Origin of the sequence: Streptomyces sp. NPDC102274 (assembly GCF_044766385.1) — a bacterium.
In the GTDB taxonomy this organism is placed as follows: domain Bacteria; phylum Actinomycetota; class Actinomycetes; order Streptomycetales; family Streptomycetaceae; genus Streptomyces.
On sequence record NZ_JBIWLW010000057.1, the window covers coordinates 11,332 to 29,680 of the forward strand.

Annotated in this window: 11 protein-coding genes and 1 pseudogene; 5 read left to right on the plus strand and 7 right to left on the minus strand. The window is 67.9% G+C overall.

What is annotated here, in order from left to right; all coding sequences use genetic code 11:
• Window positions 1–125: 125 nt before the first annotated feature.
• The 3 genes and pseudogenes from ACIRQP_RS39205 to ACIRQP_RS39215 all read left to right on the plus strand — a co-directional run.
• Window positions 126–2,483: an NACHT domain-containing protein gene (locus tag ACIRQP_RS39205; RefSeq protein WP_403899732.1), complete on the plus strand. Its 2,358-nt coding sequence runs from the start codon at window positions 126–128 to the stop codon at window positions 2,481–2,483.
• A 608-nt stretch (window positions 2,484–3,091) separates the two neighbouring features.
• Entirely contained in the window at window positions 3,092–4,480 is a 1,389-nt protein-coding gene (locus ACIRQP_RS39210; protein ID WP_403899735.1) for an MFS transporter, read from the plus strand.
• 203 nt (window positions 4,481–4,683) lie between these two features.
• Window positions 4,684–4,863: pseudogene (locus ACIRQP_RS39215) on the plus strand (condensation domain-containing protein); the annotation flags it as partial.
• 87 nt (window positions 4,864–4,950) lie between these two features.
• Here ACIRQP_RS39215 and ACIRQP_RS39220 read toward each other — a convergent pair.
• From ACIRQP_RS39220 to ACIRQP_RS39230, 3 genes are all read right to left on the minus strand, one after another.
• A complete protein-coding gene (locus ACIRQP_RS39220; RefSeq protein ID WP_403899738.1) occupies window positions 4,951–5,586 on the minus strand; it encodes a TetR/AcrR family transcriptional regulator C-terminal ligand-binding domain-containing protein in 636 nt (211 codons plus the stop codon).
• Window positions 5,587–5,610: 24 nt separating this feature from the next.
• Entirely contained in the window at window positions 5,611–6,285 is a 675-nt protein-coding gene (locus ACIRQP_RS39225) for a helix-turn-helix transcriptional regulator (protein ID WP_403899762.1), read from the minus strand.
• Window positions 6,286–6,419: 134 nt separating this feature from the next.
• A complete protein-coding gene (locus ACIRQP_RS39230) occupies window positions 6,420–7,019 on the minus strand; it encodes a CGNR zinc finger domain-containing protein (RefSeq protein ID WP_403899741.1) in 600 nt (199 codons plus the stop codon).
• Between the two features lie 85 nt (window positions 7,020–7,104).
• Here ACIRQP_RS39230 and ACIRQP_RS39235 point away from each other — a divergent pair, with 85 nt between their 5' ends.
• Complete coding sequence (locus tag ACIRQP_RS39235) at window positions 7,105–7,950, plus strand: MBL fold metallo-hydrolase (RefSeq protein ID WP_403899744.1); 846 nt, start codon at window positions 7,105–7,107, stop codon at window positions 7,948–7,950.
• A gap of 200 nt (window positions 7,951–8,150) precedes the next feature.
• Here the strand turns inward: ACIRQP_RS39235 and ACIRQP_RS39240 are convergent, their stop codons facing one another.
• The 4 genes from ACIRQP_RS39240 to ACIRQP_RS39255 all read right to left on the minus strand — a co-directional run bounded on the left by ACIRQP_RS39240 (window position 8,151) and on the right by ACIRQP_RS39255 (window position 16,574).
• Window positions 8,151–10,835 (minus strand): glycosyl hydrolase family 95 catalytic domain-containing protein, encoded by a 2,685-nt coding sequence (locus ACIRQP_RS39240; protein ID WP_403899747.1) that lies wholly within the window; start codon window positions 10,833–10,835, stop codon window positions 8,151–8,153.
• Between the two features lie 113 nt (window positions 10,836–10,948).
• Window positions 10,949–13,501: a PQQ-dependent sugar dehydrogenase gene (locus ACIRQP_RS39245; protein WP_403899750.1), complete on the minus strand. Its 2,553-nt coding sequence runs from the start codon at window positions 13,499–13,501 to the stop codon at window positions 10,949–10,951.
• Between the two features lie 110 nt (window positions 13,502–13,611).
• Entirely contained in the window at window positions 13,612–15,426 is a 1,815-nt protein-coding gene (locus tag ACIRQP_RS39250; protein ID WP_403899753.1) for a ThuA domain-containing protein, read from the minus strand.
• A 293-nt stretch (window positions 15,427–15,719) separates the two neighbouring features.
• A complete protein-coding gene (locus tag ACIRQP_RS39255) occupies window positions 15,720–16,574 on the minus strand; it encodes a hypothetical protein (RefSeq protein WP_403899756.1) in 855 nt (284 codons plus the stop codon).
• Window positions 16,575–17,060: 486 nt separating this feature from the next.
• Here ACIRQP_RS39255 and ACIRQP_RS39260 point away from each other — a divergent pair, with 486 nt between their 5' ends.
• Window positions 17,061–18,257: a tyrosine-type recombinase/integrase gene (locus ACIRQP_RS39260; RefSeq protein ID WP_403899759.1), complete on the plus strand. Its 1,197-nt coding sequence runs from the start codon at window positions 17,061–17,063 to the stop codon at window positions 18,255–18,257.
• Window positions 18,258–18,349: the final 92 nt, after the last annotated feature.

Consider the following 18,349-nt stretch of genomic DNA (forward strand, 5'->3'; position numbering starts at 1 on the left):
ATCGAAGGTGGCACCGGTGGAGGAAACGTGGACAGGACATTGAACCGGTCATATATGGCCGGTGGCCGCGCTAGAGTCCCCCCACCTGCGAAAACGCGATGTCTCAGGGGAAAGGGCCGTGACTTGTGGCCAGTGAGTTCGGCGATGTGCTGCGGCGGTTACGGGTCCAGGCGGAGCTGACCCAGGAGGAGTTGGCGGAGCGTTCCGGCGTGAGCGTGCGCACCATCCGCGGCTTGGAGACCGGCAGGCGCTCCAACCCGCGCATGACCACGGTGCGGGAGCTGGCCAAAGGGCTGCCGCTCCGGCCCAGGGAGCGCGAGGAGTTACTCGGCGCCGCCGTCCACCGGAACCCGGACGGCGACGAGCAGGACGAGTCCGACGAGCCGGGCTCGGAGGAACCAGGGGCGGCGCCGCCGGCTTCGGGACATCCGACGCCGGCGGCGCATGACGTGGCGGCGGACGGGACCGAGCAACTCGCGAAGGCCGTGGCCGCCCGCTGGCAGCGCGAGGAGGAACAACGACAGATCCAGGACCCGTTCCCGCTGCCGGTCCGCTGGCGGGCGGCCCCCGAGGATCTGACCGACCACTGGGTCAACATCCTCCGCCTCCCGGCGGGAGCCGAGGCCGAGCCGCTGGACCTGGACGGCCAACTGGACGACATCGCCGAGCTGTACCGGCGCATCCCCTCCGGGCGACTGGTGGTGCTGGGGAGATCCGGCTCGGGCAAGACGATCCTGGCCCTGCGCTTCGTCCTCGACCGCCTCACGTCACGGACCCCCGCGGAACCCGTTCCGGTGATCTTCAGCATCGGCGCGTGGAACCCCACCGCCATCACCCTGCGGGACTGGCTGAGCAGCCAACTGACCCGCGACCACCCCGGCTACGCCGCCCAGGGCCCCGGCGGGGCGACGCTGGCCTCCGCCCTGGTCGAGTCCGGCCGCGTACTCCCGGTGCTGGACGGCTTCGACGAGATGGCCGACGGCCTGCGCCGCCCCGCGCTGGAGGCCCTCAACGCCACCACCCTCCCCCTGCTGCTCACCAGCCGCCCCGCCGAATACGCCGCCGCGGTCGCCGAAACCGACGTACTGACCTCCGCCGCCGCGCTCGAACTCACCGACCTCACCCTCAAGGACCTGGCCGACTACCTCCCCCGCACCACGCGTAAGGCCGGCCGCGCGAACCCCACCGCGAACGCCTGGGAATCCGTACTGACCACGCTGCGCGAGCAGCCGCGGGACCAGCCCGCGTCCCCCCTCGCCTCGGTCCTGGCCAACCCGCTGATGGTCGCGCTCGCCCGCACCATCTACAGCGACACCCCCGACCACGACCCGGACTCACTCCTGGACACCGAGCGATTCGGCAGCAAGGAGGAGCTGGAAGACCACCTCCTGGACAACTTCGTCCCCACCGTCTACCGCCGCCAACTCCCGCAGTCCCCGGGCGCCCGGCCTCGCCCCACCTTCGCCCCGGAGCGCGCCCGGCACTGGCTCGGCTACCTCGCCGACCACCTCAACCGGCTCGAAACCCCCGACCTGGCCTGGTGGCGACTCGGCAGCGGACCGCGCCCCTCCACACGCACCCTGGTCACGGCGGTGATCACAGGACTGGCCATCGGCCTCGTCGACTTCGCCATCGTCACCTCCGTCGGCGCCTCGTTCCCGTTCCCGGTGGTGGACGGGACGATCGTCGGACTCCTTGCCGGGCTCATGTTCGGGCTCGTGCACTGGCTCACGTTCACAGTCAAGGACATACCGCTGACACCGTCCGTCGTACTCCTGCGAATCCGGGGCAGGACAGGGAGCATCCAGTGGAGGACCGGCCCCCGGCTGGCCCTCGGGATGCTGGGCGGGCTGGCCTTCGGCTTCGGCTACGGATTCCTGGTCGGCATGGTGAACAACAGGGCCGTCCGGGAGGCCGGGCTCTCGACCGTGCTGCACCTCGGGCTCAACAACGGGATCGTCTTCGGCCTGGTCTTCAGCGGCGGCGCCGGACTCACCTTCTGCCTCATCGGCCTACTGGAAAGTCCCCTCGACATCCGCTCCGTCGTCCACCCACGCAGCCTCCTGAACACCAACCGCGGCACTGTGATCACCCAACTGCTCGTCTGGGCGCCCACCTTCGGGGCGGTGGTCGGCCTCGGGGCCGGGGCAGTGGTCGACCTCCTGCAGGGCTCACTGGGTCGATTGATCTGGAGCCCCACCGCCGGACTCCTCCTCGGGATCATCAGCGGCATCGGCGGCGCCATCGGATACGCGCTCACCATGACCGCCTGGGGCCAGTGGCTCGTACTCTCCCGGATCTGGCTGCCCTTGACCGGACGCCTGCCCTGGGCCGTCGTCGCCTTCCTCGACGACGCCTACCAGCGCGGCGTACTGCGCCAGGTCGGCGCGGTCTACCAGTTCCGCCATGCCCGCCTGCAACACCGTCTGGCCCGGGCCCACCAACCACTCCCCGCGCCCGGCCGGCCGGCCCGTCGGAGATAGCGCGTCCCCCGGATCGCGGAAACGATCGCCGAATCGGTCCCGCAATTCCCCGCCGGGAACCGACGGGCAACCGCGGTGTTGAATTCCCGCGGTTCTTCCACGATGCCTCGCCCCCCTCTGTCAAAGAGAAGCACTGAAGCGAAACCGGCGCTCAGATTCCTCCGCAGGCGGCATGAATGGGAAGCGACGGTAAGCGGCGGAAAGCGATCGATGGCGATGGAAAACAACGGACATCGCCGACCGGGTCCCGGCCGCTCTGTCCATCCGTAAATGCCCTGATGTGATTGGCGCCCGGACGGACACACAGCGTAAGCAACCGCGCCCACCAGGCAAAAGTTGCTCTGCCGCCGTTGCACCCGTCTTCCAGGCAAGGTTCCGTGCCGCCATGAGACCTTCGCACGGGTGTGCGTCGATGCCTACTTCCAGAGGGCACTGAGGGTAGTTGCGCGTGTCACGCCGTCAACCTCCTTACTCTCTCCATTGATCACCCTGCTCAAGTATTCCCATGACCAAGGATTCCATTTCGGAGCCCCTGAGGGGAAGAACGTATGCATAGTTCGCGAGGTACTGTCGGGCCATCAATCGGAGCCCGGCTCGACCGACTTCCGGTGACAGCACGCCACAAGCGCTTCGTCAATGTAATGGCGCTCGGCAACTTCTTCGAAATCTACGAACTCTTCCTGACGAGTGTCCTGTTGAGCACTCTCAAGGAAACCTTCTCCCTGAGCGGCTTCTCTCTGTCGCTGTTCCTCGCGTCGACCGTCGTCGGAGGCTTCGTCGGCGCGGTCGTGGTGGGGCGGGTGGCGGACCGGATCGGGCGGCGCGGCGCCTACATGATCACGCTCAGCCTGTACTCGGCGGGTACGATCGCCTGCGCCTGCGCGCCGAACATCTGGACTTTGATCGTCTGCCGTTTCGTCATCGGCATCGGACTCGGCGGCGAACTTCCGGTAACGGATTCCTATTTGGCCGACATTCTGCCGCCGGCCCGACGCGGTTATTACGCGGCAAGGGCATACACCTGTGCCCATGTCGCCGTGCCCGTTGTCGGGATTCTGGGCCTGCTGCTCGTCGACAAGGCCCCGTTCGGTGTGGCGGGTTGGCGGTGGATGTTCGCGATCGGGTCCCTCGGCGCGCTGCTGACCTTCTTCGTCCGCAGAGGTCTGCCCGAATCACCCCGGTGGCTGGAGATGGTCGGACGGTCGGCGGAAGCGGACAAGGTAACCGCCGTCTTCGAGAAGGCCGCGGAGGCGGAGGGGTGGAAGCCGCCACCCGCGGCCCCGAAGGACGAGGCGGTCCCACCGCCCGTGGAAAAGAAGCTCCCCGTTGGCATGCTCTTCCGGGCGCCTCTGGCCCGCCGTACAGCGCTGATGGCCTTGCTGTGGAGTCTCGGGCCGATCGGGTACTACGGCTTCAGCAAGCTCGCCACGCTCGCGTTGGAAGCGAAGGGCTTCGATCTCGGCAGCTCGCTGACGTTTATGACGCTGTCGTACCTCGGATCGCCGATCGGCTCGTATCTGTCCATGCACATCGTGGAGAGAGCCGAGCGGAAGTGGATCCTGTGTGTGGCACTGTTGGTCATGGCGGTGATCGGACTCGCCTACGGGTACGCGCAGTCAGCGGTGATGATCACGGCTCTCGGTTTCTGTTTCACCGTGGTGGCCAACATCAAGACCAATGCCACCCACATCTACCAGTTGGAACAGTTCCCGACGAGCCTGCGCACCACGGCCAACGGCTGGCTGTTCTCGCTGAACCGGCTGTCCAGCGCGGCAGCGCCCTTCTATATGATCCCGCTCTTCTGCGGCGCCGGAGTGGGGGCCGTATTCATCGTGGGGGCGGCGGCCATGCTGCTGGCAGCGACCGCTGTCGCTTTCGGCGTGCGGACCAGAGGGCTGTCGCTGGAGAACATCAATACGGCGTCTCTGCCCGAGGAGTCACCGACGGCCGCCGTCATCCCGTCGCCACACACTCGCGCCACGACGAGGAAGCCGTAAGTCTCCGTCGTGGGCGCCGGAGCCCCGGGCCGCACACCGGGGCTGCCGGCTTGATGCCGCGAGCACGTTCCACGGCTGGGCGCGTCTGCTCCCGGAGACGGTCGAGCCAAGGGCTGTCCCGTTATCACCGGTGCACCGCCGAGTTCGTCGCCCGGATGTCGGTCACGCCCTTCGATCCGGAGCGGTAGTGGCCCGTCCGGGCGCGTCTGCTGCGGCTCGCGGACGACGACCACATCCTGAGCGCCGTCCTCCACCACATCGCCTTCGACGCGTGGTCCACCCGCGTCCTCGTGACCGAACTGGGCTCCCTGTACCAGGAGTTCCTGAGCGGGCCGGAGCCGGCCCTGCCGACCCTGCCGGTGCAGTACGCGGACTACGCCGCATGGCAGCGCGCCGAGGAGAGCGGCGGGGTCTTTGTGCGTCGATTTCGGCCTGTCGTCGTCCGCCAACCCGCTCGTCACTCCGGCGGATCACCTGGCCGCCAGAGGTGGATCCGGATTCCTGAAGGCGCCGGCCCGGGCCGCGACCATGGCGGTCATCGCGGCACGATCCGCGTCGTTGCTGCTCAGCGGGCGGCCGGTGTTGAGGAAGGCGTAGTAGAGCGGGGCGGAGACGGCGGCGATGACGGCATGGGGGTCGGTGCCGTCGGGAACGTCGCCGCGGGTGACGGCGTCGGTGACGCAGCCGGTCCATTCCTCGATGCGTAGGGCGTAGAAGCGGTGGAGGGCTTCCGCGGCTTGGTCGTCGCAGAGGGAGGCGGCGATGAGGGCTTTGAAGAGAGGGCCCTGGCGGGGGTCGGTAAGAGTCTTGACGACGAGGCGCGCGTTGGCCTTGAGGTCGTCCTCGAGGCTGCCGGTGACGGCGCGGGGCAGGGAGGTCTCCGCCATGTCAGCGAGAAGGTCGGTGGCGAGTGTGCTGGGGGTTCGCCAGCGGCGGTAGACGGTTGTCTTGCCGACTTCGGCGCGGCGGGCGACGTCGGCGAGGTCGAGGTCGGCGAAGCCGGTTTCGGCCAGAGCGTCCCCGGCGGCCTTGAGGACGGCTTCGCGGACGCGGGCGGTCCTGCCACCGGGGCGAATGCTTCCCGGGGCGGATGGGGTCGCGGACATGAGAAGGCTCCTTCAGGTGGTTGCTCACGCTTCCACGACACACCTTATCGGGAATGTGGTTCCCATTGCGCCCCTAGGGGTGCTACCTTCCCGGCGGTAACGGTACCCCAAACCCGTTAGTGAGTGTGACCTCTGGGTCCCCCGCCCACTCCCGTCGAGTTGACGCCCGGCGGGAATGAAAGGAATAGCTGTCATGTCCGCAACTAACACGCGACCGCGCTCCGCCACAGGCGAGCGTGCCGCACGTCCCGGCGCCGCCACCCTGCCCCCGGAACAACCCCAGCGCCTGACCGGCCGGTTGAAGGTGATCCTGGGAGTCCTCCTCGTTGCCCAGTTCATGCTCGCGGTCGACTTCTCGATCCTGAACGCCGGCGGAGATTCAGCTCCGGGTCCGCGGGCGTCTCGGATCAGCTGTGGCCGTCTGCCGGCGATAGCCGCTGGGTGCGTGCCGAACTCGCGCCGGAAGGCGGAGGAGAAGGCGAATTCCGAGGTGTAGCCGACCTGTTGGGCCACCGTGCTGAGCGGCTCGTCCGTTTTCCGGAGCCGCTCTGCCGCGGCGTTCATGCGTACCCAGGTCAGATGACCGAGCGGCGGTCGACCCACGAGTTCGGTGTATCGGCGGGCGAAGGCGGAACGGGACAGGTCTGCGACCGTGCCCAGCCTTTCCACCGTCCATGGTTCCCCTGGACTGTTGTGCATGGCGCACAACACCCTGCTGATCGCCGGATCGTTCAGCACCGGGCCGTCGGCCAGGCTGTGCCCGACTCCCGCACCTCGATGAGCCCGTACTCGCGCTGATGGGCGGTTACAGCCAGCCCCACAGACGGGGTTCGTCAGTCTGCTTGTGGCCGGGTGCGTCGGGCGTAGGCACGGGCGGCGCGGGCGCGGTCGCCGCAGCGGGTGGAGCACCAGTAGCGGCGCCCGTGGCGCAGCAGGTAGCGGTTGCAGGGGGTGGAACCGCAGCTGGTGAGGCGGTCGGCGTCGGGGCCGGTGAGGAGGTCGGCCGTGTTGGCCGCCAGTGTCGCGAGAGCGCGGTCGAGGATCTCGTTGGTGGGGCACGGCGCCGCGCGGTAGGGGCCGTTCTTCTCGTCCCAACACAGCAGGGTGGCCGTGGGAGCTCTGCCCAGGGCGTCGTTGACGGCGGACAGTGCCGCGGGCAGGGCGGGCAGTCCGGCGACGCGGGCGGTGAACAATGTCCTGAGGTGTTCGCGCAGCGAGCGCAGCTGCGTCGCGCACATCTCCTGCACCCCGGCGTCGGCCGGCGCGAGGCCGTGTTCGGTGAGCCACCGATTCGTGGCCTCGGGGGTGCCGAGGAGATCGATGAAGTGCCCTCCGGGCAGCGCGACGGCGCTGTTGACGAAGTCGAGGGCGAGGTATTCCTCCGCGCCCGGGGCGGGCGATGGCGCGGATACGGCGGTCGGGGTATCGCTCATAGCTCTCATGGTACGGCTTGCATTCATCCGTGACACACCGCTAACGTGCTTCACGGATAAGCAACCTTCAATCCGTGAGGTTTTGATGCCTGGTACCAGCAGGACCACTGAGCAGATCCCCATACGCGTCTTCGGCGGCCCGACCGCCCTCTTCACATACGGTGGCCTGCGATTCCTGACCGACCCGACGTTCGACGCACCCCGCGACTACCAGGTGCCGGGCGGCCGGCTGACCAAAACGGCGCCCTCCTCCACCACGCCGGCCGACCTCGGCCGTATCGACGTGGTCCTGCTCTCCCACGACGAGCACCCCGATAACCTCGACGACTCCGGCCGGGCACTGCTCGCCGACGTCCCGCTGACCCTGACCACGCCCGGGGGCGGGCAGCGCCTGGGTGTGGGGGCCAGAGGGCTGGCCGACTGGGAGCCGATCGAGCTGGACCGCCCCGGCGGCGGCACGATCACGGTCACGGGCGTGCCCGCCGTCCACGGGCCCGGCCCGCGCGAGGAAGTCGAACCGATCAGCGGCCAGGTCGTCGGATTCGTCCTGACCGGGGAGGGCCTGAACACGGTCTACGTCAGCGGCGACAACGCCTCGCTCGACCTGGTCAAGGAGATCGCCGAACGGTTCGGCCCGGTGGACACCGCCATCCTGTTCGCCGGGGCTCCCCGCTTCTCCGTCCTCTTCGACGGCGCACTGATCGTCCTCGACAGTGCGCAGGCCGCCGATGCCGCCCGGATCCTCGGCGCCCGCCGGGTGGTTCCCGTCCACTACGACAGTTGGGCGCACTTCACCGAGGGCCGTGACGAACTGGTTGCCGCCTTCACCGGCGCCGGGCTGCTCGACCGCCTGGACCTCTGCGACCGGGGACCTGCCGGACCGCCGGTGGCACCGTCCGGCAGGGTCACGCCCGGTGAAGGAACTCTGTGACGACTACCGCGCCTGCTCGGATCGAGCATGGGCTGTTCCTTCTCGCGAGTGCCGCCTACGCGACAGCCGCGCTGGCTCTGGCCACCTGGTGACCCCGGCCGACGGTCGACCTCTTGGCCTGAGGCTCCCCCTCATGGTGTGGCCCCGCGCGGCGTCCTCCGCGCGGGGCCACGGTCATGGGCGGCCCGTCAGGATGTGGGTCAGGGAGTGATACGCAGCGCGTCCACCATCCCCACTGATGTACTGCGGTTCACGATCCTGATCGTGTGCGAGCCACGAGCGAGCCCCTGTTTCTGCCACACGACCTGCTGGACCTGTCTCGCGCCGTCGACTCTGAGATTCACCGTGGCCTGGAAGACGTTGTCGAGATAGACGTCGACCGTCCCCATGTCGCCGTTGCGTTCGGACAGATACTGGATCCCGGTGCCGGTGAAGGTGTACGACGCGACCGCGTCCACCGTGGTGCTGTGGTGGGTGTCGTCGTTGAAGTCGCCGTAACCGCGGCTGTTCGTGAGATGCCAGTTGCTGTCGTACGTCAGCGCGGTGTTGTTGACCATCGGGTCGGCGGTCGCGTTCGACCCGAGCGTGGAGCTGGTGCCGGCGAGGGACTTCATGCCCTGGTTCGCGGTGCCGGTGAGCTGCGTCTGGCTGTAGGAGCTGAGCGGTTTGGCGGTCCGCTCGACGACGTACACCTGGTTCGCCCCGGTGTTGAAGGTGATCTCGGCGCTGCTGGACGTCGTCACGATGGCGTTGTCGGAGGTCCTGCGGACCCTGACCTCCTGGGTGCCCCACGGATTGACGACGCGGGCCGCGTTGCCGAACTGGCTCTTCAGTCCGACGTACTTGACCTCGCCGGCCTCCCTCTCCGAACTGACCATGAATCCGCCCTTGGCCAGCAGGCTGAATTTGCCGACGAAGGTGGAATCGGTGGGCACGGCGGGAAAGACCCGGATCTTGTCGTTGTACGACTGGAGCAGCGACTCGTTCGTCGCGGCAAGATGTACGCCGAGATATTCGAAGACGCCGTTGGTGTTGCTGGTCATGCCGTTCGGGTAGTTCTGGTACTTCTGCAGCATGGTCTTCAGACCCTGGAGCGTCTGATTTCCGAGCCCGAGTCTGGCGGCCTGGATCGCGTCGTTGGCCCATACGTTTCCGTACGGGAACGGCCTGACGTTCCAGGTGTTGATCGCCTTCTGCTGGTCGGGATAGCCGATACCGGTGAGGTCGTACGGCCAGACCAGTTCGGCCGCGACATTCTCGTTGTTACGCGTCTGCGCGATCGGGGGCGTGTGCGGCAGATAGGTGTTCGCGTTCGTGTCGGAGGGATACCCGATCAGGTTGTCCAGGATGTTCTGCCACTGCGGTCGCAGTGAGGCGTCCAGGCCCAGCTGGTTGCTCGCCTTGATGGCGAGCGGGAACAGGGTGCGTACGGCCGCCAGGTCGGTGATCGCGTTCGGCACGTTCCAGTACGTCTCGTGCGCGTGGGACGTGGCCACGTAGTACTTGCCGGTCGAGCTGTTGAACGACAGCTTCGCCTGGTAGAACTTGGCGACCTCGCGCATGAACGGATAGGCCGTGTTCCGCAGGTAGTCGGTGTCGTTCGTGTACGTGTACTGGAGGTACATGTTGTACGCGGCCTCGGTGCCGGTCGACCATATGTTGTTGGTGAAGTCGCTGTTGACCGTACCGCGCGCGTTGCCGTCCCAGCCCATCGTCTCCGGCACCCAGATGCCGTCCACGTTGTACCGGGTCCTGGTGTACGCCTTCAGCGCGTCGAAATTGCGGCTGTAGAGCTTGTTGAACCCGGCCATGAGATCGGTGTGGTTGGAGGCCAGGAACGAGTTGTAGATGTCCCGTTGATTCCAGTACCAGTACGCGTTGCTCCATTTCGTGGCGTCCCCGGTGGCCCGGAAGACACCGTTGATGAAGTGCGCGGGATAGTTTCCGTATCCGGCCGCCGCGATCATGTAGGTGGAGAGGTAGTAGACGTTCTCCATGTAGTCCGCTTCACGGGACCCGTTGGAGTACTGGACGAACGACTTCTGCCAGAACGCGTGCCACCAGTCGAGGTAGCTGTTGTTGGTGCTGGTGTATCCGGCGGCCTTGACCTCCGCGAGCGCGCGCTTGGCCTCGGCGACCGAGTTGTGGCTCGGGGCGTTGAGACGGGTGCTCGCGGTGAACCAGATGGTGTAGCTGGAGTCCGGTGTGATCGAGAGCCGCACCTTACGGCCGTCGACGACGCGTGCGGTGTACGCGGCGCCCTCCACGGTCGCGCCGAGGGTGTAGCCGAAGTTCTGCGGGTCCGCCTGGCCGCGGCTGAGTCCGGCGCCGGTGGAGTCCGCGTACGTGGACACCGTCCGCCAGGTCTCGATGTTCGGCACGTCACCGCTGTTGCCAAGCCCGGCGACGTCCCAGAGGCTCAGATCCAGGTTGATCGCGGAGACCCCGGAGCGGGTGTCCTCCACATGGATGCCCATGACCTCCGAGTTGGGCTTGCCCATCACCGTGACGGTGCGGTTGTTGTCGTACTTGGTGGTGAGGGTGCCGTCGTAGAGGGAGAGGCGCTGTTGGAAAGTGGAGTAGCCGCTGTCCATCGCCGGGGTGGTGGACAGGTTGAGCAGCCCGGCGCCGAAGGCGGTCTGCTGCGAGGTGTCCACACCGGACACCTGCATGTTGAAGCCGTTGTTCTGCCAGGCCATCGCGCCGGTACGGCCGTTGCCGACCGTGAGACCGTGCTTGGGCTCGGTGGTCGGCCGGTTGTAGACGATGTCGTGCTTGGACATGTACTGCGCGTAGTCCACGTTCAGCGCGCCGGTCGAGGAGTTGAAGGCGGCGTCGGTGGGTGCGGCCACGGCCGGTGAGACGCCCGACAGGCCACCCACCATGCAGACGAGGACGAGGAGCGCGCCCAGCAGGCGTGCGGCGCGTGTTCTCCCGCGTGTGTTCGTGCGTCTCGTCCTTGCGGCCGGTCTCGCTGGTCGGTCGGATCTCGCGGTGGTCACTGTGCATCACTCCCACGGGCGGTCATGGAGCCGGGACGGCTGATGCCGGGCCCGGTGAAGGTGTAGCTGTCGAGGTCGAGAATGGCGCCGGAGCCGCCGGTGAAGACCACGAAGAGATCACGCGGCTGCTCCACGGCGTTCGTGACGGGTACGTTCACCTCGGTGTACGTCTCCCAGCCGCCGGTGTTGGGCACGGTCACCCGCGCGACCACGGGGCCGGTGACGGAGTCGTACCGGAAGGTCGCCACGTTCCCCGCCTTGTCGGAGGAGACGCGGGCCCTGATGCCGGTGACGCCCTTGAGGCTCACCGGGTGGTACTTGACCCACTCGTTGTTCTGCACGTCGCCCAGGCGTTTGCCGCCCTCGGCCCCGGCGGCCGTGATGATCTGGGGTCCGGAGAGTTGCGCGAAGTGCTCCGCCTGCCACTTCTTGGGCCAGAGGCTGAGCTCCTTCTCCCCGGTCAGCGGTACGGTTCCGGCGGCGCCCTTGTCCGTGTAGCTGGCCCGCACCACGTAGAACTGCGTGGCATCCAGGCCGGAGTGGATCGGTCCGGTGTTGAAGGTCGTGGAGCATCCGGTGCCTTCGGCGACCTCGTGCGCGTGCTCCTGGTGGCCCAGGGCGATCCGTACGATCACCTTCGAGCAGTCGATCGGGCCGGTCGTGCCGTCTTCGGGGTCGGTCGCCGACGCGGTGACGGTGACGTTCTCGTTCCACTCGAACGCGCCGCCCGCCGGTGGCTGCGAGATCGTCAGCGTGGGGCGATTGTTGCCGACCACGACCGGGATCGTCGCGGTACCGGTGCGGCCGGTGCCGTCGCTGACCGTGAGTCTCGCCTGGAAGCTGCCGTTGGACGGATAGGTGAAGGACGGGTTGGCGGCGGTGGAGTCGGTGCTGCCGTTGTCGGTGAAGTCCCAGGCGTAGCTGAGCGGGTTGTTGTCCGGGTCGCTGCTGCCGGCGCTGGAGAACGTCACGGCCAGCGGCGCGAGTCCGTTGTCCTTGTTCACGGAGGCCTTGGCGAGGGGCGACCGGCCGCCCTGCACGTAGTTGATCTTGTAGAGACCGGCGTCCTCGGCGCCCGAGAAGTAACCGCTGCCGTATTCGAGGAGATACAGCGAGCCGTCGGGCCCGAACTCCATGTCGATCGGGTGGACGAACTTCATACCGTCCAGGACCGGTTCGATCGCCGTCGGTGTACCGGTGGACGCGTTGCCGTTGTTGAACTGCACTTCCTTGATCCAGTTACGGCAGTACTCGGAGATCAGCAGCTTGTTGTCGTAGTACTGAGGCCACTTGACGTCGGAGTCGAGATTCGCGTCGTAGTGGTAGACCTCGGTGTGGTTGGGCGAACCGCAGCCGCCGGGGTTGTCGAGCTGCGGCCACTCCTTGCTGCCGCCATGTTGCTCCCACACCAATGACGTCTTGGTGGGCGGCAGTTGCTGGATTCCGGTGTTGCGCGGGGAGTTGTTGACCGGGCCGGTGCCGCCGCCGCAGGGGAACCAGCCACGGGGCTGGTTGGCCGCGAAGTCCCAGTCGTTGTAGGCCACGTTGGGGCCGCCGCAGTACGGCCAGCCGTAGTTGCCGGGGCCGGTCGCCCGGTTGAACTCGTCGTACGCCGCCGGGCCGCGCGCGGGGATGGTGGCTCCGGCGTCGGGGCCGACCTCGCCCCAGTACAAGGTGTTGTTCGCCTTCTTGTCGACCCAGACGCGGTACGGGTTGCGCACGCCCATCACATAGACCTCGGGGCGGGTGCCCGCGGTGCCCTTGGCGAAGAGGTTGCCGTCCGGGACGGTGTACGTTCCGTTGTCCTCCGGGTGGATACGGTTGATCTTGCCGCGCAGATCGTTCGCGTTGCCCGAGGTGCGCTGAGCGTCGAACTGGGCGTGCCGCGACGGGCGTTCGTCGATCGGGGCCATGCCCTGCGCGTCACCGCCGGAGTTGGTGTTGTCGCCGACCGCGAAGTAGAGGTTGCCCGCCGTGTCCCAGGACATGGAGCCGGCCGAGTGGCAGCACATCTCACGCTCGGTCGGCCACTCGATGATCATGTCTTCGCTGGACGGGGCGATGGTGTTGGTGCTCTGGTTGAAGGTGAACCGGGATATCCGGTTCACCAGCGGGGTGCTCTTGGGCGAGTAGAACAGCATCACCCAGCCGGTGGTGGCGAACTTCGGGTGCAGGGTGAGGCCGATCAGCCCGTCCTCGAAGCGGGCGTCCAGGGCGATGGTCAGCGCGACCGTCGTGGACTTGGTGACGGGGTTGTAGAGGCGGACCTGGCCGCCGGCGGCGCTGGTGCCGCGGTTGATGTAGAGGACCTTGCCGTCGGGCAGTACGGCGAGCTCGATCGGCTCGCCCATGCCGAGACCGCCGTCGAGCTTGACCTTCTCGAAGCCGCTGGTGGGCGGCGGGGCGGCGGCTTTGCGGTCGGTGGTCGTCGCGGAGGTGGCCGCGGGTCTCTCGCCGGCCTCCGGGTCGGCTGCCACGGCACTGGGCGCGAGCAGAAGTGCGGTCAGGGTTAACAGTGCGGTCAGATAGGCGACAGCGCGCGACAACACGGAACCTCCAGGGGCCGATCGCGGGGTGGGGGCGCCCGGACGGCCCGGGGCGCGACAGGCGCACTGTCACGCCCCAGGTCGTCCGGGCGGGTCGATCGAGTGGTGACTGGTTACTGACTGGTGCCGTACACGGCCAGGTCCCAGAGGGAGTAGCCGTACTGCGTCGCGCGCGTGGTGCCCTGGACCCGTACGTACCGCCCGGTGCCGCTCACGGCGAGCTCGTCGAGACCCCCGTTGCCCGCCGTGACCGTACTGACAGCGCGCCAGGTGACGTTGTCCGTCGACGTCTGGACCGTGTACGCCGTGGCGTGCGCGGTCTCCCAGTTGAGCCGAACCCGCTGGAGCGTGTGGACGGCACCGAGGTCGACGGTGATCGACTGCGGGTCGGAGTACGCGCTGCCCCAGCGGGTGGCGGAGTCACCGTCCACCGCGTTGGCACCCACGTGCGTGCTGCCGGGCTCGACGCTGCTGACCGTGACGGGCTTGCCCCGCGCCAGGTCGGTGGCCGGCGCGCCGTCCTGCTTGATGCGGACGTTGCGGTAGTTGATGTCCAGGCCCGCGCCGTCGTTCTGCAGGCCTATGTGTCCGAGGGCGATGTCACGGTTGCTGGTGTAGTCGTTGACCTTGACGCCGTTGAGCCAGATCTCGACGTGCCGGCCGTGCACCGCGATCTCGTAACTGTTCCAGGTCCCGGGCGGGTTGAGCGCCGCCGCCCGCGCCGCCGTGTCGGGAGCCTGGAAGCTGTAGACGCTCCCGGTGGTACGGGTCGGGTCGCCGTCGGACGCGTCGATCTGGATCTCGTGGCCGAGGTCGACCGGCTTCCAGGGGTCGCCCTGCGGGTCGGGGAAGCCGACGAAGACGCCGCCGTTGTCGTCGCCCGGCATCATCCAGTCGGCCTTGAGCGAGTAGGTGGCGAAGGGGGTCACCGGATACCAGAGCAGGCCCATGCCACCGACCGAGGAGAGCGTGCCGTCGGCGAGGCTGAAACTGCCTGCGCCCGCCTGCCGCCACTTGTCGAGGCTGGCCTGGCTGCCGTCGAACAGCGGCGTGTAGCCGGTCTCCGGGCGGCAGTCGGCGGCCTTGGCGCGCGCCGCGGTCTGGATGCCGCCGAGGAGCATCGTGGTGAAGGCGGGGTCCGCGTACGACTCCTCGGTGTGGCCGAGCCCGGTGTACCAGGACCGTCCGCCCCGGTAGTCCTGGCACCAGGTGATCGGATGATCGCCCATGGTGCCGCCGGAGTACGACGTCTCGTCCAGGCTGGCGAGCACCTTCACCACCGAGCGCGGATTGGCGCGGTAGTTGTACCACTCGTCGGTGCGGGTCCAGCGCTGCGGCAGATGCGAGGTGGAGACGGACGCGCGGTCCTCGACCTTGATGGTGGCCCGCTGGGTGGCGGGGTGTGAGGCGAAGTACGCGCCGACGAGCCCGCCGTACCAGGGCCAGTCGTACTCGGTGTCGGCCGCGGCGTGCACGCCGACGTAACCGCCGCCGTTTGCGACGTACGACTCGAAGGCGGTCTGCTGCGCGGGGTTCAGCACGTCGCCGGTGGTGGAGAGCCAGATCACCGCCTGGTACTGCGCCAGGTTGGCGGCGGTGAACGCGCCCGCGTCCTCCGTGGCGGTGACGGTGAACCCGTTGGCCGCGCCGAGCTTTTGGACGGCGGCGATTCCGGCCGGGATGGCCGAGTGCCGGAATCCGGCGGTCTTGGAGAAGACCAGGACCTTGGTGAGGGGCGCGGCGGCACCGGCCGGGGCGGGGCGCTGGGCCTGGGCGCCGGCCCGGGTTCGGGCCACGGCCGGGTCGGCGGTCGAGGCCCGGTCGGCGGTCGAGGCGGGCGCCGCCTGGGCGGGTGGGGCCTGCGGTACGGCGACGAGCGACATGGCCGCCAGAACGAGCGCGATCAGGGCGCGGGACACAGTGCGCACTATCCGGTCCTCTCTCGGGGCGCGCGAGGGCGCTGGTTGAGCGAAGCGGTGATTTGCGACGAGGCAGCGGCGTCGTCAGGCGTAGTGAACATCGGAGGTCTAGGGGGGTCAAGGGTCGGCGCTGAACTATCCGAAGATTAGTTTTACTCCATGACAAAATGTCCCCCTTGACCTCTCCCCTGGCGAAGACAGCCCTCAACAGCAGTGCGGGGAACGGGAATCGGCCAGCGCGATTGATCGGATCTTCACGCCGTCATGAGTCACGGCCGAACTGGACGGAACATGAGCCCCGTTCAGCCGAGGTCGAGGACAGGACGGACGCTGAACTCGTCACTCATGTCCTCGCCCTCGGTGCCGTTGATGAATTCGGCCATCCCGGGGTTGCGGTTGGCGGTCGCCAGGGGCAGCCAGCTGACGAAGGCTCCGTACCCACCGCAGACCGCCTCGCCGCCGTCGCCGCCGTAGACCGATCCCTTATCGGACGTCACTTCCGACTCGTAGACGTCACGGGCTATGTGCAGACCGAAGCCGTTCGGCCGGTGCCGGTGATCGGCCGGGCGGTCGTGGTCAGCGCCGTCGACGGCGACGTTGCCGCCGTCGTCACCGTCCTTGCCGTACGGGGGACGGTCGAGCGGGCAGGCGAACCCCCAGCGGAACAGCGTCTCCGCGCCCGCCCCGCAGGCGTGTTCCCACTCGTCCGAACCGGGCAGCCGCAGACCGCGCTCAGCGAGGGATTCCGCGACAGAACCGCCCTCCCCTGGCAGCTCCTCCGGCTCCACCGCCATCAGCACGGTCGGCACCGTGACCGAACGCCTCGGGGTGAGATACCGCGCGAGATGGTCGGCGAGGTCGTCGTCGAAACCGAACCCGCCGGCAAGGCTCTCGGTCCGGTACGAGTCGAGCTGTTCCGGCAGTGGCCGCCAGGCGTCCAGGTCGAACCCCACCCGCACCTCGCCGCCGGGTATCAGGGCGAACCGCTGTCCCTCGCGCTCGATCACCGCGCGATACAGAGAACCGCCCGGATGCGGGCCGCCGTCGAAGTCGACCAGTCGGCCGTTCACCTGCTGCGCGGCTTCCCGCGCACGGTGGTGTGCGGCGTCCCGGTCCAGGGCGCGCCAGCGATCGAAAGTCAGGTCGGCGAGAGACATGATGGAGATTCTGGCACCTGCCACTGACAACCCCCCGGTCCATGGTGACCGATGGAGACGAAGGAGAGGAGCGTCGCTCGTGACACGGAACCTGGAACGAGTTCTCCGGCCGCCACCCCCGCTATGCCCAGCCGTGGCCGAAGCAGGACTTCACCCCGGGCCCGTCCGTCGTCGACGCGGCCTGCTCGATCGGCTGGGCCGGGGTGTCGGCCATGCTCGGCGCCGGGCTGCGCGCCTACCGCCCCACCGCGCCTTCGGGGGAAGCACGATGACCCGACCGCGCATCCTGACCGGCATCGACCTTCCCCCCGGAGCCGTGCTGCGGCTCCACCATCTGGTGCAGCGACGTCTACCACCGACTCGCCGGCGACTTCCACACCACATTCCTGGCGCAGCCCGGCTCCGGCGTGTGGCGGCACTCCTTCGAGGAGACCACCGATCTCCGCGCCGTGAAGCGGCCCTACGGCCTCCGTTTCCGCCCAACAGGTGGGGAACGGCGAAGAATTCACCGTCGACGGCACCACCTGGCTGCGGGTCTCGATCAAGGACCGGCGGCACAACCGCCCGCCGGTCCGGGCCGTGAACCGGGCCACTGGCGAACTCGTCCACCTCTCCAGGGACGAGAACACCGTCTTCTGGCAGTGGGCCGTCGTCGAGACCCTGCGGCTGGCCGGCCTGCGGGCCGAGGAACTGACCGAGCTGACCGACCTCAGCGTCCGGCAATACCAGCGATCCAGTGGTGAAGTTGTGGCCCTGCTGGTCGTCTCCCCGTCCAAGAGCGACCGTGAACGGGTCATCCCCATGTCGGCCGAGCTGTTCCACGTCATCGCGCAGATCATCCGACGCCACCGCAACCAGCACGGCACCGTCCCGGTCTGCGCCCGCTACGACCTGCACGAAAAGGTCTGGAGCGAGGAACTGCCCTACCTGTTCCAGACCTTCCACGGCGGCATCGAGTGCGGCATGTCCACCACGACCGTCTGGCGCGTGATCAAACGAGCCTGCGACGCTCTCTCGGTCATACATCCGCAGTTCAAGGGGGTGAAGTTGGCGCCTCACGACTTCCGCAGGCTGTTCGCCACCGAACTCGTGAACAACGGCCTGCCGATCCACATCGGCGCCGCCCTGCTTGGCCACCTCGACATCCGAACCACCCGCGGTTACGTCGCGGTGTTCGACGAGGACGTGATCAGCCAGTATCAGCAATTCCTCGCCCGGCGCCGGGCCGAACGGCCCCAGGACGAGTACCGCGAGCCCAGCGCCGAGGAGTGGAGCGACTTCCAGCAGCACTTCGACAAGCGCCGGGTCGAGCTGGGCTCCTGCGGCCGGCCCTACGGGACCTCCTGCGCGCATGAACACGCCTGCATCCGCTGCCCGATGCTGAGCCTCGACCCCAAGATGCTGCCGCGTCTGGACGAACTGGAGCAGGACCTGGTCGAGCGCCGCGAACGGGCCGTCGCCGAGGGCTGGCAGGGGGAGATCGAGGGCATCGATCTGACCCTCACCTTCCTGCGCGGCGCGGGCAAGCCCAGCGCTTCCAACGCAGCGGGATCGTTGACTTGGGGTTTCCTCATCAGAGACCCCCGGTCACAGAACAGTGATCGCGACAGGGTGGTTGTCGAGAGTGCCCTCCGCTGTGGTGTTTATGGCTCTTCACCTCTCGGAGGTATTGGCGGGGAATGAAGTTGCCCCGGTTTGATGGACAACCTTTCGCTTTGGGACACTGGGTCCCGCAAAGGAGGAGTTCATCGTGCCAAGGACGCGTCCGGCCTACC

What these genes read in the sequence shown, in the direction of transcription:
- ACIRQP_RS39220 (WP_403899738.1), bottom strand. Translation starts at nt 5,586, where the DNA reads ATGTCCGCGACCCCATCCGCCCCGGGAAGCATTCGCCCCGGTGGCAGG.
- ACIRQP_RS39225 (WP_403899762.1), bottom strand. Translation starts at nt 6,285, where the DNA reads ATGCACAACAGTCCAGGGGAACCATGGACGGTGGAAAGGCTGGGCACG.
- ACIRQP_RS39230 (WP_403899741.1), bottom strand. Translation starts at nt 7,019, where the DNA reads ATGAGCGATACCCCGACCGCCGTATCCGCGCCATCGCCCGCCCCGGGC.
- ACIRQP_RS39235 (WP_403899744.1), top strand. Translation starts at nt 7,105, where the DNA reads ATGCCTGGTACCAGCAGGACCACTGAGCAGATCCCCATACGCGTCTTC.
- ACIRQP_RS39240 (WP_403899747.1), bottom strand. Translation starts at nt 10,835, where the DNA reads ATGGTGGGTGGCCTGTCGGGCGTCTCACCGGCCGTGGCCGCACCCACC.
- ACIRQP_RS39255 (WP_403899756.1), bottom strand. Translation starts at nt 16,574, where the DNA reads ATGTCTCTCGCCGACCTGACTTTCGATCGCTGGCGCGCCCTGGACCGG.